Annotated in this window: 27 protein-coding genes; 4 read left to right on the top strand and 23 right to left on the bottom strand. The window is 59.4% G+C overall.

Going from position 1 to position 24,748, the window contains the following annotated elements:
- Window positions 1-4: 4 nt before the first annotated feature.
- The 10 genes from AC1D2Q_RS14000 to AC1D2Q_RS13955 all read right to left on the bottom strand — a co-directional run bounded on the left by AC1D2Q_RS14000 (window position 5) and on the right by AC1D2Q_RS13955 (window position 8,462).
- Window positions 5-808: an IclR family transcriptional regulator gene (locus AC1D2Q_RS14000; protein WP_477813543.1), complete on the bottom strand. Its 804-nt coding sequence runs from the start codon at window positions 806-808 to the stop codon at window positions 5-7.
- A 60-nt stretch (window positions 809-868) separates the two neighbouring features.
- A complete protein-coding gene (locus AC1D2Q_RS13995) occupies window positions 869-2,179 on the bottom strand; it encodes an MFS transporter (protein ID WP_477813542.1) in 1,311 nt (436 codons plus the stop codon).
- 83 nt (window positions 2,180-2,262) lie between these two features.
- Window positions 2,263-3,411, bottom strand: coding sequence for a galactonate dehydratase (gene dgoD / locus AC1D2Q_RS13990; RefSeq protein WP_007903915.1), 1,149 nt, complete (start codon window positions 3,409-3,411; stop codon window positions 2,263-2,265).
- A gap of 47 nt (window positions 3,412-3,458) precedes the next feature.
- Window positions 3,459-4,079 (bottom strand): 2-dehydro-3-deoxy-6-phosphogalactonate aldolase, encoded by a 621-nt coding sequence (locus AC1D2Q_RS13985; RefSeq protein WP_477813541.1) that lies wholly within the window; start codon window positions 4,077-4,079, stop codon window positions 3,459-3,461.
- Between the two features lie 19 nt (window positions 4,080-4,098).
- Window positions 4,099-5,091, bottom strand: coding sequence for a 2-dehydro-3-deoxygalactonokinase (locus AC1D2Q_RS13980; RefSeq protein WP_477813540.1), 993 nt, complete (start codon window positions 5,089-5,091; stop codon window positions 4,099-4,101).
- A gap of 339 nt (window positions 5,092-5,430) precedes the next feature.
- Window positions 5,431-5,928: a hypothetical protein gene (locus AC1D2Q_RS13975; protein ID WP_477813539.1), complete on the bottom strand. Its 498-nt coding sequence runs from the start codon at window positions 5,926-5,928 to the stop codon at window positions 5,431-5,433.
- Between the two features lie 7 nt (window positions 5,929-5,935).
- Complete coding sequence (locus AC1D2Q_RS13970; protein ID WP_477813538.1) at window positions 5,936-6,667, bottom strand: alpha/beta hydrolase; 732 nt, start codon at window positions 6,665-6,667, stop codon at window positions 5,936-5,938.
- A gap of 6 nt (window positions 6,668-6,673) precedes the next feature.
- The gene (locus AC1D2Q_RS13965; protein ID WP_477813537.1) at window positions 6,674-7,168 is read right to left on the bottom strand and encodes a PAAR domain-containing protein; all 495 of its coding nucleotides are present in this window, start codon (window positions 7,166-7,168) and stop codon (window positions 6,674-6,676) included.
- Window positions 7,165-7,824 (bottom strand): hypothetical protein, encoded by a 660-nt coding sequence (locus tag AC1D2Q_RS13960; protein WP_477813536.1) that lies wholly within the window; start codon window positions 7,822-7,824, stop codon window positions 7,165-7,167. The genes AC1D2Q_RS13965 and AC1D2Q_RS13960 overlap by 4 nt, the downstream gene beginning before the upstream one ends.
- Before the next feature lie 155 nt (window positions 7,825-7,979).
- Entirely contained in the window at window positions 7,980-8,462 is a 483-nt protein-coding gene (locus tag AC1D2Q_RS13955; protein WP_477813535.1) for an N-acetyltransferase family protein, read from the bottom strand.
- A gap of 243 nt (window positions 8,463-8,705) precedes the next feature.
- On the opposite strand from AC1D2Q_RS13955, the gene AC1D2Q_RS13950 reads away from it, so the two are divergent.
- The 3 genes from AC1D2Q_RS13950 (at window position 8,706) to AC1D2Q_RS13940 (ending at window position 10,233) form a co-directional block, all read left to right on the top strand.
- Complete coding sequence (locus AC1D2Q_RS13950) at window positions 8,706-9,359, top strand: HD domain-containing protein (RefSeq protein ID WP_019582749.1); 654 nt, start codon at window positions 8,706-8,708, stop codon at window positions 9,357-9,359.
- A gap of 127 nt (window positions 9,360-9,486) precedes the next feature.
- Window positions 9,487-9,741, top strand: a complete 255-nt coding sequence (locus tag AC1D2Q_RS13945) for a hypothetical protein (protein ID WP_018926197.1) — start codon at window positions 9,487-9,489, stop codon at window positions 9,739-9,741.
- 111 nt (window positions 9,742-9,852) lie between these two features.
- Window positions 9,853-10,233: a Rho termination factor N-terminal domain-containing protein gene (locus AC1D2Q_RS13940; protein WP_477813534.1), complete on the top strand. Its 381-nt coding sequence runs from the start codon at window positions 9,853-9,855 to the stop codon at window positions 10,231-10,233.
- Between the two features lie 43 nt (window positions 10,234-10,276).
- Here the strand turns inward: AC1D2Q_RS13940 and AC1D2Q_RS13935 are convergent, their stop codons facing one another.
- The 10 genes from AC1D2Q_RS13935 to AC1D2Q_RS13890 all read right to left on the bottom strand — a co-directional run bounded on the left by AC1D2Q_RS13935 (window position 10,277) and on the right by AC1D2Q_RS13890 (window position 21,156).
- A complete protein-coding gene (locus AC1D2Q_RS13935; RefSeq protein ID WP_477813533.1) occupies window positions 10,277-11,206 on the bottom strand; it encodes a PfkB family carbohydrate kinase in 930 nt (309 codons plus the stop codon).
- Window positions 11,199-12,665, bottom strand: a complete 1,467-nt coding sequence (locus tag AC1D2Q_RS13930; protein WP_477813532.1) for a purine-cytosine permease family protein — start codon at window positions 12,663-12,665, stop codon at window positions 11,199-11,201. Before AC1D2Q_RS13930 ends, AC1D2Q_RS13935 begins: the two co-directional genes overlap by 8 nt.
- Window positions 12,666-12,803: 138 nt before the next feature.
- Complete coding sequence (locus AC1D2Q_RS13925; protein WP_477813531.1) at window positions 12,804-13,802, bottom strand: ADP-ribosylglycohydrolase family protein; 999 nt, start codon at window positions 13,800-13,802, stop codon at window positions 12,804-12,806.
- Window positions 13,799-14,512 (bottom strand): GntR family transcriptional regulator, encoded by a 714-nt coding sequence (locus tag AC1D2Q_RS13920; protein ID WP_026286427.1) that lies wholly within the window; start codon window positions 14,510-14,512, stop codon window positions 13,799-13,801. The genes AC1D2Q_RS13925 and AC1D2Q_RS13920 overlap by 4 nt, the downstream gene beginning before the upstream one ends.
- A gap of 195 nt (window positions 14,513-14,707) precedes the next feature.
- Window positions 14,708-15,676 (bottom strand): L-arabinose ABC transporter permease AraH, encoded by a 969-nt coding sequence (gene araH / locus AC1D2Q_RS13915; protein WP_018926203.1) that lies wholly within the window; start codon window positions 15,674-15,676, stop codon window positions 14,708-14,710.
- A 9-nt stretch (window positions 15,677-15,685) separates the two neighbouring features.
- Window positions 15,686-17,230, bottom strand: a complete 1,545-nt coding sequence (gene araG / locus AC1D2Q_RS13910) for an L-arabinose ABC transporter ATP-binding protein AraG (protein ID WP_477813530.1) — start codon at window positions 17,228-17,230, stop codon at window positions 15,686-15,688.
- A 65-nt stretch (window positions 17,231-17,295) separates the two neighbouring features.
- Complete coding sequence (locus AC1D2Q_RS13905) at window positions 17,296-18,300, bottom strand: substrate-binding domain-containing protein (protein WP_007942021.1); 1,005 nt, start codon at window positions 18,298-18,300, stop codon at window positions 17,296-17,298.
- 130 nt (window positions 18,301-18,430) lie between these two features.
- Window positions 18,431-19,249, bottom strand: coding sequence for an SDR family oxidoreductase (locus AC1D2Q_RS13900; RefSeq protein WP_018926206.1), 819 nt, complete (start codon window positions 19,247-19,249; stop codon window positions 18,431-18,433).
- Window positions 19,250-19,522: 273 nt separating this feature from the next.
- On the bottom strand, window positions 19,523-20,398 hold the full coding sequence (locus AC1D2Q_RS13895; RefSeq protein WP_477813529.1) for an SMP-30/gluconolactonase/LRE family protein: 876 nt from the start codon (window positions 20,396-20,398) through the stop codon (window positions 19,523-19,525).
- 41 nt (window positions 20,399-20,439) lie between these two features.
- Window positions 20,440-21,156 carry a FadR/GntR family transcriptional regulator gene (locus tag AC1D2Q_RS13890; protein ID WP_018926208.1) on the bottom strand — a complete coding sequence of 239 codons (717 nt, stop codon included), beginning with the start codon at window positions 21,154-21,156 and terminating at the stop codon, window positions 20,440-20,442.
- Window positions 21,157-21,398: 242 nt separating this feature from the next.
- Here AC1D2Q_RS13890 and AC1D2Q_RS13885 point away from each other — a divergent pair, with 242 nt between their 5' ends.
- Entirely contained in the window at window positions 21,399-22,271 is an 873-nt protein-coding gene (locus tag AC1D2Q_RS13885) for an esterase/lipase family protein (protein WP_019582740.1), read from the top strand.
- 57 nt (window positions 22,272-22,328) lie between these two features.
- Here AC1D2Q_RS13885 and AC1D2Q_RS13880 read toward each other — a convergent pair whose 3' ends face one another.
- The 3 genes from AC1D2Q_RS13880 to AC1D2Q_RS13870 form a co-directional block, all read right to left on the bottom strand.
- Entirely contained in the window at window positions 22,329-22,889 is a 561-nt protein-coding gene (locus AC1D2Q_RS13880; RefSeq protein ID WP_477813528.1) for a DUF1285 domain-containing protein, read from the bottom strand.
- 16 nt (window positions 22,890-22,905) lie between these two features.
- Window positions 22,906-23,511: a DUF4823 domain-containing protein gene (locus AC1D2Q_RS13875; RefSeq protein WP_019582738.1), complete on the bottom strand. Its 606-nt coding sequence runs from the start codon at window positions 23,509-23,511 to the stop codon at window positions 22,906-22,908.
- A gap of 231 nt (window positions 23,512-23,742) precedes the next feature.
- Entirely contained in the window at window positions 23,743-24,711 is a 969-nt protein-coding gene (locus AC1D2Q_RS13870; RefSeq protein WP_477813527.1) for a GTP 3',8-cyclase MoaA, read from the bottom strand.
- Window positions 24,712-24,748: the final 37 nt, after the last annotated feature.

The raw sequence follows: 24,748 nt of genomic DNA, 5'->3' as shown, positions 1-24,748 counted from the left end.
CGGCTTACACCTTCAAACCAAGCTCCGCCGAAAGCCGGGCTGTGACCCCTTTGATCAGGGGAATCAGCTCGGCCATTTTTTCCAGCGGCATGTACGGCACGGTGCTGGCGATGCTGATGCCGGCGACAATGCGCTTGCTGGCATCGCGAATCGGTGCCGCCACGCAGCGGATCGACGGTTCGTTGTCTTCCAGGTCGAAAGCGTAGCCACCAGCCACGTACTCGATCATGCGCTGCTGAAACTGTTCCCAGGATTGCTCCGGGTGCTGCGGCCAGAACTGATTTTTCCCACCCACCGGCAAGCTGATTTCATACAGCCGTTGCCATTCTTCCTGCGAGTCATCAAGCATCAGCGCCTTACCAATCCCGGTACGCGCCAACGGCATGCGATGGCCGACCCGCGAACGCATTTCCGGGCCGTTGCGCCCCGGATTCTTGAGCAGGTACAGCACCTCGTCGCCTTCACGAATCGCCAGGTGAATGGTGTCGCCGGTCAACGCCGACAACTCATCCAGATACGGCCCGGCCAGCGTCACCAACGGCAGCTCTTCACGTGCCTGGAAACCCAGTTCGATCAGTTTCGGCCCCAGCAGATAACCGACTTGCGGTACCACCCGCAGATAACGCTCATCCACCAGGCAGCTGGCCAGGCGATGGGTGGTGCTGCGCGTCGTGCCGATCAGCCGGGCGATTTCCTTGAGATCGCGGGCGCCACTGGCCACCGCCTGCACCACACCCAGGCCACGAAGCAGTGTCTGGGTGCCGGTCGGCGCGGTGTCCTTGGCGATTTTTGGGGCGTCTTCCTGCATATCCAGCCTTTACCGTTGAGCGAGGGAACGGGCGGCATTATGGTCGCCCGACGGCTGCGACTACAACTTGATACGCTCGACCTTGCCCACCAGCAATACGTAGGACAGCGCGCCCAGCAACGCGAGAACCGAGATATAGGTGATCGCCGGGGCAAACGAATCACCGGAAGCAAGGAAACCGATGACGATCGGCGTGGTAATCGCCGCCAGGTTGCCGATGAAATTGAACACCCCACCGGTCAGTCCGAGCAAGCGGGCCGGGGCCAGGGTCGACACCAGCGACCAGGTGATCGAGGCCAGACCGTTACCGAAGAAGGCCAGCGCGAGGAAGGCGATCACCAGCGGCGTCGACTCGACGAAATTGGCGCCGATGATCGAGGTGGAAATCAGCAAACCACCGATGATCGGTAACTTGCGCGCGAAGCCCACCGTGCAGCCGCGACGGATCAAAAAGTCCGAGAAGAACCCCGAACACAGCACGCCGACAAACGCTGCGAGAAACGGCAGCGACGCCAGCAAGCCAGACTTGATGAAGTCCATGCCGCGATATTTCACCAGATAGGTCGGGAACCACGTCAGGAAAAACCACAAGGTCGAGTTGAGGCAGAACTGGCCGAGGTAAATGCCCCACAACTTGCGTTTGCTCAAGACGATCCCGAGGTCGATCCAGCTGAACTTCACCTTGGCCTTTGCGGCTTCGGCCTGGATATCCACCAGAGCGCCGCCCTCGCGGATCAGCTCGATTTCCGCGTCATTGGCGCCCTTGAAATCCCGTGGTTCGCGATACACCGCGTACCAGATCACTGCCCAAAGGATGCCCACCACACCGGTGCTGACGAACACCATGTGCCAGCCATATTGGTGTTGCAGCCAGGCAAGCACCGGCGTCAGGAACGCCAGGCCGACGAACTGCCCGGAGGTGTAGAAACCGATGGCGGTGGCGCGTTCGCGCTCGGGGAACCAGGTTGTCACTACGCGGCTGTTGATCGGGTACGCCGGCGCTTCCAGGGCACCGACCGCCATGCGCAGCACGAACAATGCAATAAAACTGGCGGCGAAGCCGAGCATCACCGTGGCCAGCGACCACAGCAGCAATGCGACGCTATAGAGAATGCGCGGTGGCACCCGGTCCACCAGCCAGCCGCCGGGGATCTGCATGGCGGCGTAGGTCCAGCCGAAGGCGGAAAAAATCAGCCCGACATGAATCGGATCGATGCCCAGATCGCTGGTCAGCGCCGGGGCGGCAATCGACAGGTTGCTGCGGTCCAGGTAGTTGATCACCACCGTGATGAACAACAGGACCATGATGAAAAAACGCTTGCGACTGGGCGTCACCAACGACGCCTGCCCGGTGAGGGTTTGCGGTTGCATGGGGGTGCCTCTTCTTATGTTTATTGAGGTCATGGTGGTTGATCGTTCCTACGCTCTGCGTGGGAACGATCACCGCGTGAGGATCACCACTCGGCAAAGCTGCCATCGGCATGGCGCCAGATCGGGTTGCGCCAGCGGTGGCCGACGGCGGCGCGTTCGATCACGTACTCCTCGTTGATCTCGATCCCCAGGCCCGGCCCATTGGGGATCTTCACGAAGCCTTTGTCGTAGTCGAACACCCGCGGATCTTTCACATAATCGAGCAAGTCGTTGCTTTCGTTGTAATGGATGCCCAGGCTCTGTTCCTGAATGAACGCGTTGTAGCAAACCGCGTCCAGTTGCAGGCACGCCGCCAAGGCAATCGGGCCCAGCGGGCAATGCAGCGCCAGCGCCACGTCGTAGGCTTCGGCCATGTTGGCGATCTTGCGGGTTTCGGTGATACCGCCCGCGTGGGACGCATCGGGCTGGATGATGTCGACATAGCCTTCGCTGAGCACACGCTTGAAATCCCAGCGCGAGAACAACCGCTCGCCAAGGGCAATCGGAGTGCTGGTCAGCGGCGCCAGTTCTTTCAGCGCTTCGTAGTTTTCACTGAGCACCGGCTCTTCGATGAACATCAGTTTGTACGGGTCAAGTTCCTTCATCAGCACCTTGGCCATCGGCTTGTGTACCCGACCATGGAAATCCACGCCGATGCCGACATTCGGACCGACCGCATCGCGCACAGCGGCAACGTTGGCCAGCGCCAGGTCGACTTTCTCGAAGGAGTCGAGGAACTGCAGCTCTTCGGTGCCGTTCATTTTCACCGCGGTGAAACCACGGCTGACGGCTTCTTTCGCAGCACGCGCGGTGTCCGCCGGACGATCACCACCGATCCACGAATAAACCCGGATCTTGTCCCGAACCTGGCCACCCAGCAAATCGCTGACCGACACACCCAGCGCCTTGCCCTTGATGTCCCACAACGCCTGGTCGATACCGGCCAGGGCGCTCATGTGGATCGCCCCGCCCCGGTAGAAACCGCCACGGTAGAGCACGGTCCAGATGTCTTCGATATTGCGGGGGTCTTTACCGATCAGGTAGTCGGACAATTCCTCGACCGCAGCAGCGACGGTGTGTGCGCGGCCTTCAACCACGGGCTCGCCCCAACCGGTCACGCCCTCGTCGGTTTCGACCTTGAGGAAGCACCAGCGCGGCGGAACGATGAAAGTGGTGAGTTTGGTGATTTTCATCTCTATTGTCTCTCTTGTAGATGCAGCGCTCACAGCGCCAGAAAGTCTTAACGCAGAGCGTTCCATGCAGCGACATACGCCTTGGCGCGCACCGCCACTTCGTCAGCCGTCATGCCCGGTTTGAACAACCCGGAGCCGAGACCGAAACCTTTGACGCCGGCCTCGACAAACACCTGCATGTTGTCCGGCGTAATCCCGCCCACCGGCACCAGCACCGTCCCTGCCGGCAACACCGCCAGCCAGGCTTTCACTACGGCTGGGCCCATCTGCTCGGCCGGGAACATCTTCAGCACATCCGCCCCTTCGGCCAGCGCGGCAAAGGCTTCGGTCGGCGTCGCCACGCCCGGCGACAGCAACAGCCCTGCTGCCTTCGCCGCGCGCAACACCTTGGCATCGCTGTGGGGCATGACGATCACCTGGCCGCCCGCCGCTTTCACTTGCTCGACCTGTTCTGGCGTCAACACCGTGCCCGCGCCGATCAGGCAATCGGCGGGTAATGTGTTGCGCAGGATGCGGATACTTTCGTACGGCTCAGGGGAATTAAGCGGCACTTCGATGACGCGAAATCCGGCCGAGTACAAGACTTCGCCGACGGCTGCCGCCTCTTGCGGACGCAGGCCACGCAAGATCGCGATCAGACCGTTTTGTGCCAATGCTTGCTTGAGCATGTCAGACCTCCAGTCAGGTTTAACGGGATAGGTTTGCAGTGATAAGTCCGGCGGCGACCGCCAACTGCCACAAGCCGCGTTCGGTGGCCTGCTCGGCCAGGGTTACCCGGGTAAAACCGCAGGCGTCGAGCGCCCGGCTGTAGCGAGTGCAGAGTTGGGCATTGCCGATAAGGATGATCGAGGGCAGGTGCACGCTATTGCGTCGACGCCGCTGAACATTGGCCAGGGCCGACAGTTCATGGCCGATCAACAGGCCGGACAGATAGTCCGGCTGAGCGGTAGCGCTCAGCTCGCCGGTCAGCCCCAGGCTGCGGGCACTGAACAACGTCGACAGCGGCCCGATCTCGCCATCCGCCGACAGCGCCACTTGCACGCCACGGTCAAAAGCATCGCCATCAAAAGCCCCGCCGCGCTGCTGAGTGCGCCCCAGAATGCTGTGTTCGCTGAGCACGGCGAAGACTTCGCCGGTCATGAAGGTATCGAAATGCACGATGCAGCCGTCGGCCACTTGCACCCATTTCGAATGACTGCCCGGCAGGCCGATCAACAGATCGCTACCCGCCTCGCCCGGCAGATTCTGCAATACGCCGAGAACCTGGGTTTCCTCGCCACGCATGACGTTGGGCAAGTGCGAACGCTGAATAACACCCGGCACGATGTGCACATCGACACCGCGAAGACTGCGAACGGTTTGTAGGGAAGTTCCGAGATTGGCGACGTTCGCCGGCGTGTCGCAGTAAGCCGCTTCGCGCCAGCCCTGAGCACTGCCGACCATGCCACAGGCAATCACTGGCACATCGGGCTGCGCGTCGAGCCAGTCACCGCAAGCCTCATCGAAGGCCAGTTCAAAACCGTCGGCGCATGCCTGACCGGCGATGGTTCGCGGCGTCTTGGGCAGTTGCATGATCCCGGACGACAGCGCCCGCTGTTCCAGCACCTGGCCACCGAAGCCGAGTTTGTAAGCACGTAATGAGGTTGTCCCCCAATCGAGCGCGATCAATTGCGCCAGCATCGCTTCACCTGTTTTGTTTTTTGGCAGTGAGTGAGCTGGACTATAAACCTGCACGCAGGAAAATCTCAATATATAAATATCATTCCCATATTGTGGGATTTACAAATATAGCTAGATTTTCTTCGCCAAAGCTCTGCAACGCGGCCTCACCCACCGCGTGGGTGAGACCGCCGAGATTGCTGATTTCAGTCAGGGGTATACGTACTGAAAATCGGCCTTCGTTGGAGGGAAGACCGGGATTTTCAAGAGTTTGATGAGCGGTACCTGGGAAGCAACGGAGTGACAAGGCCGCTTGCCCTTTTAAAACAGCGAGCCTTATTGGGAGGGAGTTTTCTACTTTTACTTTTTAGTGGCAGCCTTCAACAACTCTCCGACCGGTACATACATGAGGTTTGAGAAATACGTCTTGTATGTGGTGGTATGAACTCTAAACACACAAGAAATATAATCACGCCCTCTCAACAACGGGACTAATGCTTCACCCTGCAAATACTTCTCCCCTCCCTTACCACTTTCAGACTCACTGAAAATAACGTCAGCCTTATAGATTTCTTGTGGACTGTCCACAACCCTTTCTACAAAGCCAAAACCGGAACGTCTAATGCGATGCGCTTGAGAGAAATCCATGTCATCTTCCAACGAACATACAAGCCCTTCACCAATTCGTGACTTGAACAATCCGAGAATCGCCACATCAGACGTAAAATAAACTTGATAGATACCTGTATCTCGAAGCTGTTCAACTTTTGAATAATGGAGCGTAGCGATAGGTTTTCCATGATTTAAAGAACAGGCCGAGCACATTAAAATTACAAAAAAAAGACAGAGCTTACGCATACAGATATCACTCCCTGAAATAGCTTAAAATCGACTCATTGAATATCTGACGAGCCGACTTTCCGGTTGGCAATACTTGCATAAACATCAGGTTGGCATCCGCATGATTGATATCGACCCTGCCCATGACATTCGGACCTTGCGTGACTTCCCATTGCTCACCAAAGTCTGCCACCAGATCCGAAAAATTCCAGTTGACAGCAGCTGCTCGAATATTCACCCAGTATTCGGCTTTCGGCTTTGGCTCTCGCCTGTAAATGTTTGATATACCGTAAACAACTTTACCCTCACCGACAGGATCTAAAGTCATCAACATCTTTACTTTAAACCCCCTATCGGTCAAAACACTGGATAGATGAGCACCATTCCATCCACCGAGACTATGGCCCACAATGTAAACCGCTGTTGAGCAATTAGGTATTCGACTGATTACATTCCTCTCTAAGTCTTCATCACTAATAAATGCATTATAGCTGAGAGCCCACGAAGGACAGCGATTAAATATATTCAACTTTTTTGCATCTGCAATAGCTATATCACGAACATAACCAATGTTATTATTCGGCCCAGTAAGATAATAACTTTCTTGATCCCCCGCGCCACCGATAAAAAATATAACCAAATCTCGCAACCCAACAGAAATTTGTTTGACAGACTGATCTGTCTTGCACGTAAGCGTATGAGTTTTTACCTCTCTTTTTGCCAAGGGTGTTTCTACCGTGGCGTTTTCACCGGCCATCCTTGGTCACTCCACAAACAATTTAATGGTTTCAGCCAAATGCGAACTGACGGTATGGGTAAACCCAGATGCATCCGTGATGCCATGCTCTTCGCTGCCGTCCCCACGCTGAATGGTGTAGGGGTGATAGGGAACCGGCTTTCCAGTCGCCTCATTGACCACTTGCAACCTGTCCGTGAAGTGCACCGGCATCGGCAGCAATCCACTAAATGCAGCGCCTCCTCCACTTTGCCCAATAATCACAGTTCCGGAGCCACCAACCACCACGTTGCCGTGACCACCAGTACTATCGAGCGTTGCAGCGTTGAGGCCATTGATAAATACCGTGCTGGAGACGGCGCCGGTGATCGGGCTGCCGCAGGCGGATTTATCGGTCATGCGTGCAGCGCCGAGGCCGTCGAAGAACACATCCGGGGAACCGGACACGATCGGGTTGGTGCCATGGCCCGGCAACGGGCACGCGGTCGGGTCGGTGACGCGCGCAGCGGGTTTTCCACTCAAGTCAAAGCTCCTTGCTTCTGAGATTCCGGGTGAGGCTGATAGACATCAATTTCGGCCGCGGCGAAGCGCCAGCGGTTATCGACCGGGTCGAATAGCGCGTGACAATCGTCATGGCTGGGAGATGAAACGTTGTGAAGGGTTTGCCAGGCCTCGGCGACTTGCCATTCCAGATCCGCATCCGAGACGCTGTCGAAGTCGTTGAGCCAGGCGTTGTAGTCGCGCAAGCCGATCCGGTCATAGGATGTTTGCAGCAGGCTGGTCATCTGCGGGCCGAAGTCGATGTAATGCTCTGCGGTCCATTGACCGATGTCGGAATAGACGTACCAGCCCACGGGAAGCAATGTGCCATCATTCAATAACGATTGATCCGCCAGGACAACGAAGCCACAGCAGACGTGTAGCGTCAGCCAGCCCTGATGATCCTGGATCAACTGATTTGGATCGAACGTGCGAAGCGGGACAACGCGATACTCCTCAAGACCGCGACTACGCGTCATCAACTCGGCATCCAGACGCGAGACGAACGCCCGGATCGCCTTACCGCCCGTGCGGTTGAGAGTGCAAAGGATGTCCACCGGCTGGCGATGGCGGTCGTCCGTGGAGCCAAGGTTTTTCACCAGGCCATACAAACGCATCGTCGCCCGAAGTCCGCTCATCGCCAGTCACTCATTGACGTAGCAAAGGCGCCACGGGCGTGGAGAAAGAGTGCCAAGGGCATTGCAAGTGTCGTCCGTGAGCGCGCAAAAGGCGCACAGAATGCCGGACTAGAGCGGTGTAGACAACCGATGCGTATCAGATCGCCATCAATCGATCAGCCGCCCTCGGCAAAATCCCTTAACACCGCCCCATCCATCCGATACCGCACCCACTCTTCCTGCGGTTGTGCGCCGAGGGATTTGTAGAATTCAATCGCCGGTTTGTTCCAGTCCAGCACGCTCCATTCGAAACGGCCGCAGTCATTGGCACAGGCGATTTTCGCCAGGTGGCGCAGCAAGGTTTTACCGGCACCGCCGCCACGTTGTTCGGGAGTGATGTAGAGGTCTTCGAGGTACAGGCAGTTGCTGCCCAGCCAGGTGGAATAGCTGAAAAAGAACACCGCAAAGCCGATCGGCGAGCCATCGCGCAGGCAGATCAGGCCATGGGCGGTGGCGCCTTCGCTGAACAGGCTGCGCTCGATGTCGGCGACGCTGGCGATGACTTCGTGGCGGGCACGTTCGAAGTCGGCCAGTTCAGTGATGAACGCGAGGATTTGCGGAGCATCGCTGGGGGTTGCCGGGCGGATTTCGATCGTCATGGACGTGCCTTGTCAAAAGTTGAAAACGCCATACTAAGTCCGCGCGCGGCGCTCGTCACATTTGAAAGCAATGTGGCGAGGGAGCTTGCTCCCGTCGGCCGGTCCGCGTTCGGGCAAAGCAGTCGCAAAAACTGGCGACGCGGGTCTAATTGAAATACCGTGCCTTCTGGGGTCGGGGCTGCTGCGCAGCCCAACGGGAGCAGGCTCCCTCGCCACAAAAGCGTTTTCATACTTAGGACATTTATGAGCACCGCTGCTTTCGCACCTCTGCAGAATCTGGCTTCTGAACTGCTACCCCACGCGCTGGAACCTGGCGAGGACGGCGCCCACGATCTGTCGCACTTGCAACGGGTATGGCACAACGTGCGCACGCTTCATGCTGAAGAAAGCGGTGATCTTGAGGTGCTGCTGGCCGCCGTGCTGTTGCACGATTGCGTGGCGGTGGAGAAGAACTCGCCGCTGCGTTCCCAGGCGTCACGGCTGGCGGCGCAGAAAGCGTCGACAGTGCTGACAGCCATGGATTGGCCCGACGCAAAAATCACCGCGGTCGTCCATGCCATTGAGGCCCATAGCTTCAGCGCCAACATCACACCTACGACCCTCGAAGCCCGAATCATCCAGGACGCCGACCGCCTCGACTCCCTTGGCATGCTCGGCGTGGCGCGTACCTTCTACATTGCCGGGCGCATGGGCAGCGCGCTGTACGACCCTGTAGACCCGGAGGCAAACGAGCGGGACTACGACGACAAACGCTTTTGCCTCGATCATTTCCAGACCAAGCTGCTGCACCTGGCGGATGGCTTCCAAACGACCACCGGCCAGCGTCTGGCACAGGTTCGCCATCAACGCTTGAAGGGATTCATGGAACTGTTCAAGGAAGAAATCGGCGTCGGCTGAGGAGCCTGGGCCACACCGCTCGTCGTTCATCAGGCACCAATCCCGGTCGGGGACGGACCAATATCGAGTGAGGGCTCGCCGATGCGAGCGAGGAGCAACACTCGTCCACCCCAACCAAGAGGTCACCATGAACGTCGATAAAAACCTGGAAAAAGAAGTCCTGACCCGCCTGCTGCATGCCCACCCAAGCGGTTTGGGCAAGGAGGTCCTGGACAATTACCGGGGGGAGAAAGTCGTGGCCAGCACCCTTGCCACTCTGCAGGAGCGTGGGCTGATCCAGCACGGTCATGTGATCTGCAACGAAGCCGGCGAGCACTCGCTGAACCTGCCGATCAAACTCAGCGCCGCTGGGGTTGAAGCAGCACGAAAACTGGATAACTAACCGCGTAGGAGCTGCCGCAGGCTGCGATCTTTTGCCTGTGAATGTTTGAAGATCAAAAGATCGCAGGCTTCGCCAGCTCCTATGGATACATCCTGAAGCAGGAGAAACCCCATGCCTCGTGGAAGCAAAGACAAGTACACCGCCGAGCAGAAACGCAAGGCCGAACACATCGAAGAAAGCTACGAGCACAAAGGCGTATCGAAAGATGAAGCCGAAGCTCGCGCCTGGGCGACGGTGAACAAGCAGTCAGGTGGCGGTGAGCGCGCCGGCGGCTCGGGACGCAAGAAACCGGCCGCTGCCAAGTCTGCCGATCGCAAGGAATCAGCCCGCCGTGCCGTCGCCACCCGTGAGGGCAAACCGCGCAACAGCAAGGCTTCGCGCGATACCCAGACGGTGGACAGCCTGATGAAAGAAGCCCGGGCGAAGAAGATTCCGGGGCGTTCGAGCATGCGCAAGCAAGAGTTGATCGAGGCGTTGCGCAAGGCGGGTTGAAAGTCAGGATTAAGGGTGAATTTTGAGGGCCGATGGCGGCTGATCAGGCGCTAAAAGTCTCGCGGATCAACGCATCCACCTCCGCCGCCCCCGGCGAAGTCGCCGGCCCCCAACGAGTGACCGCCAACGCCGCTGCCGCATTCGCCCGCCGTGCCGCTTCAGCCGCCGACAAACCCTGCGCCAACCCGGCCACAAACACCCCGGCATGGGCATCCCCCGCACCGTTGCTGTCGACGGCCGTGACCTTGAATCCCGGCACCTGCTGACGGTCGCCATGCTGGCTGAGCCAGCAGCCCTGCGGCCCATCGCGAACCACCATCAGGGCGTCCGTCGGCAACTGATCCGCCAAAATATTCAACGCCTCGGCAATGTCCGACGCCCCGGTAAACCGCAGCGCCTCGACCCGGTTGCTGGTCCACAGATCGATGCGCGGCAGCAAGGCCTTCATCAGCGGTGCGTCCGGCGAATCCACCAACGGTCCCGGATCGAATACCACTTTGATCCCGTCCGGTAACTCCAGCACCCAATCCACCAGCACCTGAGCCTTGCCGTCATGCAGCAGGCTGTAGCCGCTGACATAGACAAAGTCGCCCGCCTCGGCCGGCACACTCGCCAGGTCTTCGGCGGTCAATTCGCCTTCGGCACCGACATAGGAAATGAACGTGCGTTCGGCCGAGGCTTCAGTCAGTGCGACACACAACCCGGTGTCGCGCTCAGCACTGTGAGCGATGCCGATCCGAATGCCTTCTGCCGTCATCGCCTCCCGGGCCAGATCACCAAAACGGCCGTTGCCATGGCGCCCGAGGTAGACCACCGACAAGCCGTTCCGTCGGGCCGCGGCCATCACATTGAAACCGCCACCCGCCTCGAAACGGGCGGATTGCGCCAGAACGTCACCGCCCGAATGAGGCAATTTATCCACGGCCATGACCAGATCGATGATGACCTGGCCGGTGTGTAGCATTTTAGGCATGAGCGGGCTCGATCAATGCGGTACGGCGGTCCTTGGCACCGCCGAGCCCCCAGTAAATTCCGCCAGCCACCACGAACGTCACGATCCAGCCCAGACCGTTGTGGCCCAGCCAGGAGTCGGACAGAAAGCCCCGGAACCAGACATCTTGTTCAGTGGTGCCAATGGTGGTGAAGCTGAAACCCAACACAATCGCTACCGCCCACGCACCGAATGCACGCCACTCGACGCCGCCGCGATACCAGTAGGCGCTGCTCGGGCTGACATCCAGCAGGTCCTTGGGGCTGTAGTAATGACGATGGATCAGGTCGACCACGAAGATCCCGACCCACGCCGTGATCGGCACCGCCAGCAAGGAAATGAAGGTGATGAACGGACCGTAGAAGCTCTCAGCGATCAGCATGAAGTAGATCGAGCCGGCGGAGATCGCAACAATATCGACCACCACCGCATACACGCGCTTGACCTTCAGGCCGAGGGTCAAGGTGGTCAAACCGGCGGAGTACACCGACAGGTTGTTCGACAGCAGCAACCCGCCGAACGCGGTGATCAGGTACGGCACCGCCATCCAGGTCGGCAGCATGTCGCGGATCGCGACAATCGGGTCAGTGGCCGAGGCCAGATCGTTGTTACCCACCGACAGCAGACCGCCGAGGGTGATCAGCAGCACCAGCGGAATCCCCGCACCGAACGCCGCCGACGCCACCAGGCGCACGGCTTTGACGCTGCGGTGCTGGTAGCGCGACATGTCCGCGCCGGCGTTGGCCCAGCCGATCCCGGTGCCGGCGGCCATGGTGCCGATGCCGATGATCATCGCGCTCAAGGGCGCTGGCGTGGCGTTGAATACGGCGCTCCAATCGATGGTCGCGCAGAGGAAACCGCCGACCAGGATGTTCAGCGCACCGAACACGTAGGTCGCCCATTTCTGGATCACCAGCAATGTGGCGTGGCCGAGACCGGACACCGACAACGTCAGCAGCACGAACATCGCGATGAACACCAGGGTCAGCAGCGGCGCGCTTTTGGCTTCCACCGGCGAGCCGAACACTATCGAGCACAGCGACAGCAGGACGAACGCTGCGGTGGTGGTGTTGACCGTTTCCCAGCCCAGCCGCGACATCAGCGAAACCAGCGTCGGGCCGATATTGCCGCGCACGCCGAAGATCGCCCGCGACAGCGTCAGGCTCGGTGCGCGGCCACGACGACCGGCAATGGAGATGATCCCGACCACCGCGAAAGAACCGGCGGCACCGAGGATCGCGACGATGATCGCTTGCCAGATCGCCAGGCCGCGAAAGGCCACCAGCGTGGCGCCCAACGGCAAGCCGAGGATGGAAATGTTGGCCGCAAACCACACCCAGAACAGTTGCAGCGGATGACCGTTGCACTCCCCTTCCGGCACCGGTTCGATACCACGGGTTTCCAGTTGTCCGGCGCTTTGCCCGGTGTTCGATGAACTCATGAAAATGCTCCTTGCAATTGTTGTGGTGTGGGCAATTTCGGAGGACAAAACAACAGCCGGCCGTCCTGCCCGTGTTTGTGCGTTCCATTGCGGGTGAAAAATCCAAGCATGCGGCGTGTTCATCGCGGGCAAGCCCAGTCAACGTAAAGCCAACAGTCCTTTTACCAACGGTTCCAGCTCCAACGAGTTAACCGCTTTAACCTGCTCGATCATCGCCACCGGCCAACTCTCCAGCCCCAGACAGGCCCCGAGCATGGCGCCGAGCATCGCCGCGATGGTGTCGGTGTCACCGCCCAGGCTCGCGGCCATGCACAGCGCTTCGAAGGCCGACATCTCACCGATGGCCACTTGCTGGGCCAGCGCAAACGACACCACCACCGATTCCTGTGAGGCCACCGAAGTGCCGATCACGTCGTACAGCAAATCCGCCAGCAACGCCTTGTCGCTGTCGATACCGATGCTACGTGCCCAACTGATGCGCGAGGCGATGCGCCCGCCGGCGACCCAGTGGCCGTGACTTTCTGCCTGCTGCGCGAATTGCTGGCCGAGGTTCAACGCCTCGCCCAGGTCCATGCCGTTGATCCCGGCGGAAACCACTGCCGCCACCGCCGCCGCACTGGCAATCCCCAGCGTGGTGTTGTGGGTCACCTGACAGGCTTGCACCACAGCGCGGATGAAACGCTCGGGATCGGCGACATCGGCCGCAATCCCCACCGGAGTGATGCGCATCGCCGCGCCATTGGTGGTGCCGTAGCGCCCGGCCTCTTCCAGCGAGTGGCCGGCGAGGATCATTTCGATCGCGCGTTTGGTCGAAGGGCCGAGCAAGTCTTGCGAGCCCTTGGCCCGCATCCCGGCTTCCCATTCGATCAATCGTTGGGCCAGTACCGCCGGTTCGATCCGGCCCTCGCCTTCGATCAACAACCGAGCGACCAGAATCGCCTGCTCGGTATCGTCGGTGATCGAACCTTTGGGCAGGTTCGCGGCAATCGGTTGATCGGGGCCGGCGTCTTGCAGATCGGTGATTTCAACGAAGCGCGCCTTGATTTCGGCGCGGCTCAGGGATTGGGTCGGCATGCCCAGCGCATCGCCCAGGGCCAGTCCATAGAACGCGCCGAGGGCACGGTTGAGCGCGGTCATTTTGGAGCTCCAAACTGTAAATGCAGACGAAAGTGCACCGGATCGAGCAGGCTTTCGACCTGCTCCATAAAACGGTTCTGACGGTCATAGGTGGTGCGCAGGGCCTTGAGGAACACCGTGCCGACCGGACGCCCGAGCAGTTCGGCGTCTTCGGCGTTCAAGGGTTCGGCACCGATCCATTGATCGCCGTGCTCACCGACATAGCCGTAGGCAGCCAACGTGATGGTCAGGGAGTTATCAATCAGTCCCACTCGCGGCAGGCCTTCCAGGCCTCCGGTCGCGGGCATCAACGCGCGTTCCAGAGACACCAGCGTGCCGTCGGTGGCGCGCCGGCGACGGTCGAGGGTAATGAATTGATCGGTGCCGAACCGCGACAGCAGGTCAGGTCGAGTCACCGCCTCCAGCCGCAGCACTTCGGTATTGATCAACGCCCCACTGTCCGCCAGCGCCTGGGCCCAGCCGCTGCTCTGATCGAGCACTACGCCGTCGTAAGTAACGATGGAACCGACTCCGCTTTGCGTGGCGATGTAGTGACGCCGTTTCAGTTCGGCCAGGGCTTCACGCAGCGTGCCGCGGCTGACCTTGAATTCTTGAGCCAACTGATGTTCACCCGGCAATAGCAAGCCGTCCTCCATGAGGCCGCTTTCGATGCGCCGGACAAGCTCATCGATAATCCGTTGTTTCTTGTCAAATCGTACCTGTCTAACCATGTACAAAGTGATAACCGAAAGGGATTAGGGCGAGCAAGGGATATTTTGTGGCTGGATTGTGTGACAGACAGACCGCTTTCGCGGGCAAGCCTCGCTCAGGGGGATCTGCACGGTACTGTAGGAGCGAGGCTTGCCCGCGAAGGCGTCGGCACATCCAGTATCCATGTGCCGGACATCCCGCTCCCCCGGGGAAAATCAGCGTTGTTTCAGTCGGTCGATCACAACTGCCAGCAACAGGATCGAACCGCGAATCACGTACTGATAGAAGGTATCGATGTTCTTCAGGTTCATCGCATTCTCGATGATCGCCAGAATCAGCACCCCGGCGATCACATGCCGAATCATCCCGATCCCACCACTCAGCGACACCCCGCCCAGCACGCAAGCCGAGATCACTGTCAGCTCGAAACCCTGGCCAATCATCGGCTGACCCGAGGTCATGCGCGACGCCAGAATCACCCCGGCCAATGCACCAATCACCCCGTGCACGGCGAAGATGATGATCTTGGTTCGGTCAACGTTTACCCCAGCCAGCAACGCCGCTTCCTGGTTGCCACCGATGGCCATGGTGTTGCGCCCGTAGGTGGTGTAATTCAACAGCCAGCCGAAAAACAGGAAGCAAACGATGGTGATCAGAATCGGCACCGGCACACCGAACAACTGGCCGTTACCGAAGACGAAAAACGACTCCTGGGACACGCCCACCGCTTTGCCGTTGGCAAAAATGTAAGCCAGCCCGCGAACGATCTGCATCGTCGCCAGTGTGGTAATCAATGCATTGACCCGCAGCTTGGCGATCACGATCCCGTTGATCAGCCCGACAATCAGCCCCATCACCAGCGCCGCACTGACGCCGAGGAACACGCTGTTGGTGTCGCGCATCACCACCGCCGCGACCACGCCGGCGCAGGCAATCACCGAGCCCACCGACAAGTCGAAGTGCCCCGACGCCAGGCAATACAACATGGTGCAGGCGGCAATCCCGGTGGTGGAAATCGCCAGGCCCAGACCGCGCATGTTCAGCGGCGACAGGAAGTTGTCGATCAGCAAGGTGCAGAGCACGAAGATCCCGACCGCCGCCAGCAGCATTACCCAATCATCGAGAAAGCGTCGCAGGTCCAGCGGTTTGCGCGGGGTTGGCAGAGCGTTGTTTTGGATGGTCATAGTCACCTCTCAGTTCGCCACGTCGGCAGCGCGTTGGCGTGGCAAAGCCAGTTGCAGCAGGTTGGATTCATTGGCGTGTTCGCGGGTCAGTTCGCCGCGCATCGTGCCTTCGCAGAGCACCAGGATGCGGTCGGAAATACCCATGACTTCCATCAGGTCGCTGGACACCACAATCACCGCAATACCGCTGGCGGCCAGGTTATGAATGATCTGGTAGATCTCGGCTTTGGCGCCGATGTCGATGCCGCGGGTGGGCTCATCGAGCAGCAGGATTTTCATCGGCATCGACAGCCAGCGCCCTAGAATCGCCTTCTGCTGATTGCCGCCGGACAGGTACATGATTTTCTGCGCCGCGTTGGGTGTCTTCACCTTCAGCGCCTTGATCTGCTTGTCAGCGTTGCCCTTTTCCCACAGCCCGCGCAACAGGCAACCGAAGGTGGAATGAGCACCACGAGCACTGATGTTGATGTTCTCGGCGACGCTGGCCAGCGGCAGGATGCCCTCCTTCTTGCGGTCCTCGGGGCACAGCAGAATCCCCGCCGCAATGGCATCACGCGGTGAACGCAGTTTCAGTTCATGTCCACGCAATTCCAGGCGCCCCGCCGTGTTGCGGGTAAGCCCGCTGAGCATGCGGAACAACTCAGTACGACCCGCGCCAACCAAGCCGAACAGACCCAGAATTTCGCCCTTGTGCACCTCGAAACTCACCGGTTCACGCAAACCCGGCCCCAGCAAACCGTCAACCTTGAGCGCCACCGCGCCACGCGGGCGGCTGCGATAATCGTAGATGTCCTGAATGTCGCGACCGACCATGCACGTCACCAACTGGTCATGGGTCAGCGCGCTCATGTCCTCGAAGGTGCGCACGAAGCGACCGTCCTTGAACACCGTTACCGCGTTGCAGATACGGAAGACCTCTTCCATGCGATGGGAGACGTAGAGCACCACTTTGCCTTCGTCGCGCAGGCGCCCGATGATCGCCATCAAGCGGTCGATCTCCCGCGCCGACAGGCTGCTGGTGGGTTCGTCGAACGCAATCACATGCGCGCCACGGGACAGCGCCTTGGCGATTTCCACCAGTTGCCGCTGACCGAGGGACAAGCGTCCGACTTTCTCTTGCGGATCGATTTCATCGGCCAGGCCTTTGAGGCAGCCCAGTGCCTGTTGGCGCAAAACGCTGCGATTGATCAGGCCGAAACTTGCCGGCAGATGCCCAAGAAACAGGTTCTCGGCCACGGTCATTTCCGGCACCAGGTGCAGCTCCTGATGGATCACCGCGACCCCGCTGCCAATGCTGTCGGCAGTGGATTTGAAGACCCTCGTCTGCTCGCCGATCCGCAGGTCGCCGCTGCTCGGCGTATAAGCACCGCCGAGGATCTTCAGCAGCGTGGATTTACCGGCGCCGTTCTCGCCCATCAAGGCGTGAACCTGTCCCGGATGCGCGACGAAGCTGATGCCGTCCAGCGCCTTCACCCCGGGAAAGGTTTTGCCGATCCCGTTGAAGCGCAGGCTGCCGCCAATGCGCTGTTCATCTGTTTGTACGTGTGCGTGCATAACCCACCTCATCACACCGATCAGGCGGCCCCGTCGCCGGGGCCGCCAATGAAATCAACCGACCCTCAATTCCACAGGCCGATCTTTTCCAGTTCCTGCTTGAAGTTGTCGCGCGTGATCAGCGTCACGTCGTCCATGGCGGTGTATTTCGGCGGTTCTTTGCCGGTGGTGACCCACTCGTGCATCATGCTGGCGGTGTTGTAGCCCTCGATGTGCGGGCTCGGCAGCATCGAGCCGAAGAAGCCGCTGTTGGCTTTCTTCAATTCGCCGATGGCATCGGTGCCGTTGATGCCGATACCGATTACGTTGGCGGCGGCAAAACCGGCGCTTTCGGTGGCGCGCACGCCGCCCAGCACGGTGTTGTCGTTCATCCCGCCGATGATCAGGTTTTTCGCCGCACCCGGCAGTTTCACCAATGCCGAGTTGGTGGCGTCCATGCTGCCCGGTACGTCGAGGGTTTTCAGGGCCGAGAACAGAATGTGGTCTTTCGGCATCCCGGCGTCTTCCAGGGCTTTAACCGAACCGTCGGTGCGTTTCTTGCCGGTGTCGAGTTCGTTGAAGGTGTTGATCACCGCATAGGTTTGTTTCCAGTCCCAGCCGCGTTTCTTCGCTTCGGCAGCCATGGCGGCGCCCTGCTTCTGGCCAACTTCGAAGGCCGCCATGCCGAGGTACGGCACGTCCTCCATGAACTTGCCGCCGGCATCGACGAAACGGTCATCGACAGCGATCACTTTCAAACCGTTGAGCTTGGCCTTGGCCATGATCGCCGGGCCCAGGGAGACGTCCGGCGGGCAGATCACGAAGCCCTTGGCGCCGTTCGCCGCCAGGCTGTCGATGGCCGAAAGGGTTTTCTCGCCATCAGGCACAGCGATCTTGATGACGGTGAAGCCCTTGTCCTTGGCGGCCTTTTCAGCGAAGGCCCACTCGGTCTGGAACCAGGGCTCTTCAGCTTGCTTGACCAGAAAACCGATCTTCACTTCCTCGGCCGCCAGCAACGTACTGCTCAGGCTGACCGCGGTGACCGCCAAAGCGGCACAGCACAGGGAACGGATCCCACGACGACGTTTCATAAGCTGACTCCTTGTTATTTTTTTTGAGCGTTAGTTGAAAGCCAATACAGCGGTCGAAGCATGTAGCCAATAGTCATATCGTATGATGATTGTGTTTCAGGCGTAGTTTTGCGCCTGAAACACAAGTCATTCAGTCGTGGTACATGACCGAACGACCACCATCGATGGTGATGCACGAAGCGTTGATGAATGGCGCCTCATCGCTGGCCAGGAACACGGCAGTCATCGCCACTTCGATGGGCTGACCGATGCGGCGCGGTGGATGCAAGTCGAAGGCCCGTTGACGTTCGGCATGAGGGTCGGCAAAGCCGTTCCAGTAATCGACGTTCAGTTGGGTTTCGATATAGCCCGGCGCGATGGCGTTGACGCGAATGCCCTTGGGTGCGTATTCGATGCCCAAGGCGCGGGTCAGCCCGAGCAGGCCATGCTTGGCCACCGGGTACGGGAAGCAGCCGGGAATGATGTGAGTGGAATGGGTCGAGGCGATGTTGATGATGCTGCCGATGCCCTGCTCGATCATCTGCGGCAGCACGGCCTTGCAGCCATACCAGGCGCCGTCCAGGTCGATGGCGAAGCAACGATGCCAGTCGTCCTCGGTCATTTGCAGCGGATCACGGAACACGTTGACCCCGGCGCAGTTGACCAGCACGTCGATGCGGCCGTGAAGCTCAATGGCCAACTTGGCCATGGCGTGCAGGTCTTGCTGGCGCGATACGTCGGCCTTGATCGCCACCACATCCGCGCCTTGTTCACGCCAATGCGCCGCGACTTTTTCGACTTTCTCGGCCTGGATATCGCTGATGACCAGCTTGGCTTGCTGGGACGCAAAGGTCGCGACAATCGCTTCGCCGATCCCCTGAGCGGCGCCGGTCAACAGCACGACCTTGTTTTTCAGGCGCTCACCCTTCGGCGGTTCGGGCACCGGTGGCAAGGAAAGGGGTTCAGCCATGGATCAACACTCCTGTTCGAAGACACGACGAAAACCGGACATCTGTCGATGTCCGGTCAAAAGGCTTTTTGGAATAGGCAGGCAGGCGTGCAAACGCCCGGGCGCCGGGGCGGCCTGAAGCACTGTCACCCCAAGGGAGGACGGTGGAATATCGCTGCATCACTTCACCTGTTTTGTTTTTTTAAGTGTGAGTGCGTGTAACTGATGGGGCCGACTATAAACCCGGCCACCAACAAATCTCAATATATAATTTTACATCCCATATTTTGGGATTTATCCCGCAAATCTCTGACAGGGCTTTCCGGGCACATCGACTCGAACCGCCAGCAAAGCACCATCCAACGGGTGGTTGAGCGGGCTCGCCGCACTGGTGATGTACAAGGTTTTGAAGTCCTCGCCACCAAACACGCAACTGGTGGGGCGACTGACAGGCAGTTCGATTACCCGATCGACATGACCGTCCGGGGTCAGCCTGAGCAAGCAACTGCCGTCCCAGCGGGCGTTCCAGATATAGCCCTCGGCATCCATCGCCGAGCCGTCGGGGCCACCCCGTTCGTGGGGGCCAAACCAGACGTAGGCGGTGTCGAGGTTGCCGTCGGTATGGATGAAATGTTGGTACAACGTGCCGTCGAGGCTGTCGGCGAAATACAGGGTCGTGCCGTCGTCGCTCCACAGCAACGTGTTAGGAATGCCCAGCCCTCGCAGCAACGGCGTGACCCGTGCATCGCGGTCGATGCGAAACAGGCCACCGGAGCGGCGCACGATAGGCAAATCTTCGCCCTGCTCACCAATGTTGTTTTGCATGGTACCCAACCAGAGCCGGCCCTGGGCATCACAGCGGGCTTCGTTGGCGCGGTTACCGGGTTGCGGATCTGCCACACAGAGCAAGGTCAGCCGAGGTTCCAGGCCGGGAGAGTTCAGGTCCAGCCGATAAACCCCACTGCTCAATGTCACCAGGGCATCGCCGCTTTCGCAGGGAATGAACGCGGACACGTGTTCCGGCATCTGCCAGATTTCCACATTCGCGCCGATCAGTCGAAGCGCTTGTTTGCCGGCGATGTCTACCCAGTACAGCGCTTGGGTCGGTGCATCCCAGAACGGGCCTTCACCGAGTCGCGCACGGTGTTCGGTAACCGCAGTCCACGTCATGAAACCTCCTTTTTATTGCTTTTATGTGGGAGCGAACCTGGTCAGCTTGCCTTCTTGTCGGCCATGACTTGGGGGTAAAACCGTTTGATCGCCAGGTCGGCGTTATCGATCAGGGTCATGCAGGCCCACACACCCCGCGCGGCATCCCGAGCAGCGATGGCGTCGGCCATGTCTTTGTGAATCGGCAAGGTTCGGCGCAGTTCGTCCGGGTCGGCGGCAGACACTTCGAACGACACCGCCAGCAGCGCGCCGAGGGCCGGGACCATTTGTTCGATGAATTGATTGTGGCTGGCGGCGAGGATGCACTCGTGGAAGAACTGGTCGGCGCGGTTGTAATCGATGCCGCTGTCTACGGCTCGTTCCAGCGCGTTATAGGCCTGAAGCACCGCTTGCACTTGTTCCACCGTCGCGCGCTCGCAGGCCCAGCGCACCGCCATCGGTTCGATGGTGCGGCGCAGGTCGAGCAGGTCATCGACGAAGTTCTCCGGCAAACCGCTGCGCGACAACCAGCCGACGACTTGCGGATCGAAGAGGTTCCAGCGGCGTACCGGCAACACCCGCGTGCCGACCTTCGGCCCGACTTCGAGCATGCCTTTGGCGACCAGGGTTTTGATCGCTTCACGGATGACCGTACGGCTGACCCCGAGCTGCTCACCCAAGTCAGCTTCAACCTTGATGGTTTGACCGGGCTTCACCTGGCCAGCGGCAATCCAGCACCCCAGCCAATCAACCGTCGACGCGTGAAAACTGCTGGACATGGGTACCTCACCGCCCGGTGAAAAAAAATGAAACGACACGAAAGCCGTTCGCGATGGATGCCCACGCTAATCATCATATGATTGGGTGTCAATTGGATTTTTCTGGAGTCCTTGCCAACACAGGCATGACTGTTCGTCCGATTACTCCCCCCGGCGCTTTGAACCCACCCACTTTGTAAACTACGGTTAGCCCGCAACAGATCAGGCTGTTTCACTAAAATCCGCTATCGCCAGGTACGAACATGGACATGGATGCGTCTACGAAATACCCCATTGTGTTGGTTCACGGTCTTTTCGGCTTCGACAGAATCGCCGGTTATCCGTACTTCTTCGAAATCGAGGAAGCCCTGGAACGCGCTGGCGCCCAGGTGTTTGCCGTGAATATTCCAACCGTCAACGGCAATGAGGAACGCGGTGAAAAACTGCTCGAACACGTCGACCGTATTTTGCGGGAAACGGGTGCCGCCAAAGTCAATCTGATCGGCCATAGCCAAGGTCCGCTGGCCGCACGCTACGTCGCAGCTCTGTACCCGGAAAAGGTTGCGTCGGTCACCTCGGTCAGTTGCCCTAACCACGGCTCCGAGATTGCCGACCAACTGCACAAGGCACTGACACCCGGAGAATTACCCGAAGCCTTGGTATTAGCCCTGTTAGGCGCAGTCGGCACCTTCATTTCGTTGATCAGTGGCCATCCGGAAAACCCCATCGACCCTCAAGCGGCGTTCGAATCGCTGACCAGCGCAGGCCTGGCCGCCTTCAATCGCAAGTACCCGCAAGGGCTGCCAAAGGTTTGGGGCGGGGAAGGCAACGAAGTCGAGAACGGCGTGTATTACTACTCCTGGAGCGGGATCGTGCAGAACTTTCAAAGCCTGCAACTCCTCGACCCGACCCATTTGAACTGTAAAGTGCTGTCGCAGCTATTTTATAAAGAGAAGCACGCCAATGATGGGCTGGTCGGCCGCTACAGCTCTCATTTGGGCAAAGTGATCCGCTCGGATTACCCCATGGACCACTTTGATGCAGTCAACCAGATGGCCGGGATCAACAGTTGGAACGTGAGCCCGGTGATGCTCTACCTAGAACATGCCGCCCGGCTCAAGAGCAAGGGTTTGTAAGCCCATAAAAAAGGCCCGTTGCAATAACGGGCCGTTTCGTTTCCAGCGCTCAGCCCGTTACGGCTCAAGTCCGATCGGGAAAAACTCGCCACCGCTCCAGACACCGAGCCAGTTCTGCCCGTCAATCTCACGGCTCACGGCCAGCTCTACCAATTGGTAGAACACATTGCGGTGAATCAGCGCTTCAAGGTTGCTGCGCACATGCACGTACGGGGCGGGTTCCTGAGTCACCGGGTCGATCACCACGCGCATTGGGTGCTCGACACCGGCGTCGGTGGTTTCATCGACGTTGGTGGTAAAGCGCAAGACCTGAGCCTCACCCTCGCCTTCGACTTCCACGGCTATCGCCACGAACGGTGCGTCGTCGACCTTGATGCCGACCTTTTCGACTGGAGTAATCAGAAAGTAATCATCGCCGTCGCGGCGAATGATGGTGGAGAACAGCTTGACCATCGGCTTGCGCCCGATCGGCGTGCCGAGGTAATACCAGGTGCCGTCGCGGGCGATGCGCATGTCGATGTCGCCACAGAAGTCGGGGTTCCACAAGTGGACCGGTGGCAAGCCTTTGGTTTTGGGGATTTGTCCCAACAGGTCATTGGCTTTTTGCGGGCCACTCATGGCGTTCTCCTTTGAATTACTGGTCGCTGATCCCCAGCAGGCTACGAGCATATTGCTCCAGCGGCGGGCCCAGCAGATCTTCTGGCTTGTTATCGTGGAACGTCAGTAAACCGCCACGACTCTTGATACGTGCAGTATCGATCAAATACTGGGTGCTGGTCTCGATCAACATGATCTGAATGACGCCACTGTCGATCCCGAGGCGATCCGAGCGTTCCTGATCGATCAATTCGTCCGTGTTGCCGATGCGGTCGTCGGCCTTGGCAAAACGTGTATAGAGCAGGTAGTGGGCACCGGCGGCACGGGCTTCGCCCATGGCGGTGTCGAGGCCTTCCGGCGCGCGGGCACGACGGACCATCGGGAAATATTCGATAAAGCCGTTGAAGGCTTCTTCGGCCACCACGTTAGGTCGCGGATAGGCAGTGCCGGGCGGCGCGAAGGCGCCCTGGGCGATGTAGATGAAGGAGTCCGGCTGAATGCGGATGTTATTCACGCGACGGCTGTCGCTGTGGTCCAGCAGCCCCGCGTCGCTCATGTGGTAGCGAGTTCCTTCGGCCATATCGCTGACATTCATGCAGCCACCAAGCGCCAAAACGGCCAGCAGCAAAACCAGGCTACGCATCCTACCCTCCAGAAGCCGGTGACGGAAAACCGGCGAATGGCCGAGGGATGCAGCTTCCGCGCCAGCTCAGGTCATGTGCATTTTCAGTCTGAAAATACAGACCTGTGGCGAGGGAGCTTGCTCCCGTTCGGCTGCGCAGCAGTCGTAAGTTCCAGGGAATGCGGGGCGTTTGATAATTTTAGGGCCGCTTCGCGCCCCAGCGGGAGCAAGCTCCCTCGCCACAGGGTCGGCTCAGCCGCCGATGATTTTCATGATGGTTGCGCCACCGGAGAACGCCACTTCCTGCTTGTCCCCCAGAGCCTTCACCAGCAGTCGCTGCAACGCCGGCAGTGCCTGGTGACGAGGTTTGTCGAGCAGATCGCCGACATAGTGGCGATTGCTCGATGACAGGCAACCATGCAGCCAGCCAGTGGACGACAAGCGCAACCGCGAGCAGGTGCGGCAGAACGGCACGCTTTCGTTGGCGATCACGCCGAAGTGGCCCTGCCCCGGAATCTCGTAGCGCACCGCCGTGGCATCGACCGGCGCGTCGGCCTGCAGGTATTCGTAGTGTTCGCCGATCAGGCTCAGCAATTGCTGAAGGCTGACGAACTGTTGCAGGAAGGCGTTGGAATCGCTGGCCAGGTGGCCCATGCGCATCAACTCGATGAAGCGCAGCTCGTAGCCGCGCTCCAGGCAGTAATCGAGCAGTGGCATCACCTGATCGAGGTTTTGCCCACGCAGCGGCACCATATTGACCTTGATCTTCATGCCGGCTGCCGCGGCCTGGGCCATGCCGTCGAGGACGGTCGCCAGATCGCCGCCGCGGGCAATGCTGCGGAAAGCCCCGGCGTCCAAGGTATCGAGGGAAACGTTGATGCGCCGAATGCCGGCATCCACCAGCAGTGGCAGCTTCTTCGCCAGCAACTGGCCATTGGTGGTCAGGCTGATGTCCTCCAGGCCCATCTGCCCGACGGCGGTCATGAAGGCTTCGAGTTTGGGGCTGACCAGTGGCTCGCCACCGGTAATGCGCAGGCGCTCGATGCCGGCTGCTTCGATCAGATAGGCCACGCCGCGTGCCATCGCCTCGGCCGACAACTCATCCTGCGCAGCCACCAGCCGTTTGCCGTTGGGCACGCAGTAGGTACAGGCGTAGTTGCAGGCGGAGGTCAGACTGATCCGCAAATTGCGAAAACGCCTGCCTTGACGGTCAACGATCATGGATCACTCCGGCGAAAGAAGATTCGAACGCGCAAAA

The sequence above is a fragment of the Pseudomonas sp. P1_A1 genome (genome assembly GCF_056406935.1).
The sequence above is the reverse complement of the archived record's forward strand: the minus strand, read 5'-3'. Positions and strand labels throughout refer to the sequence as shown.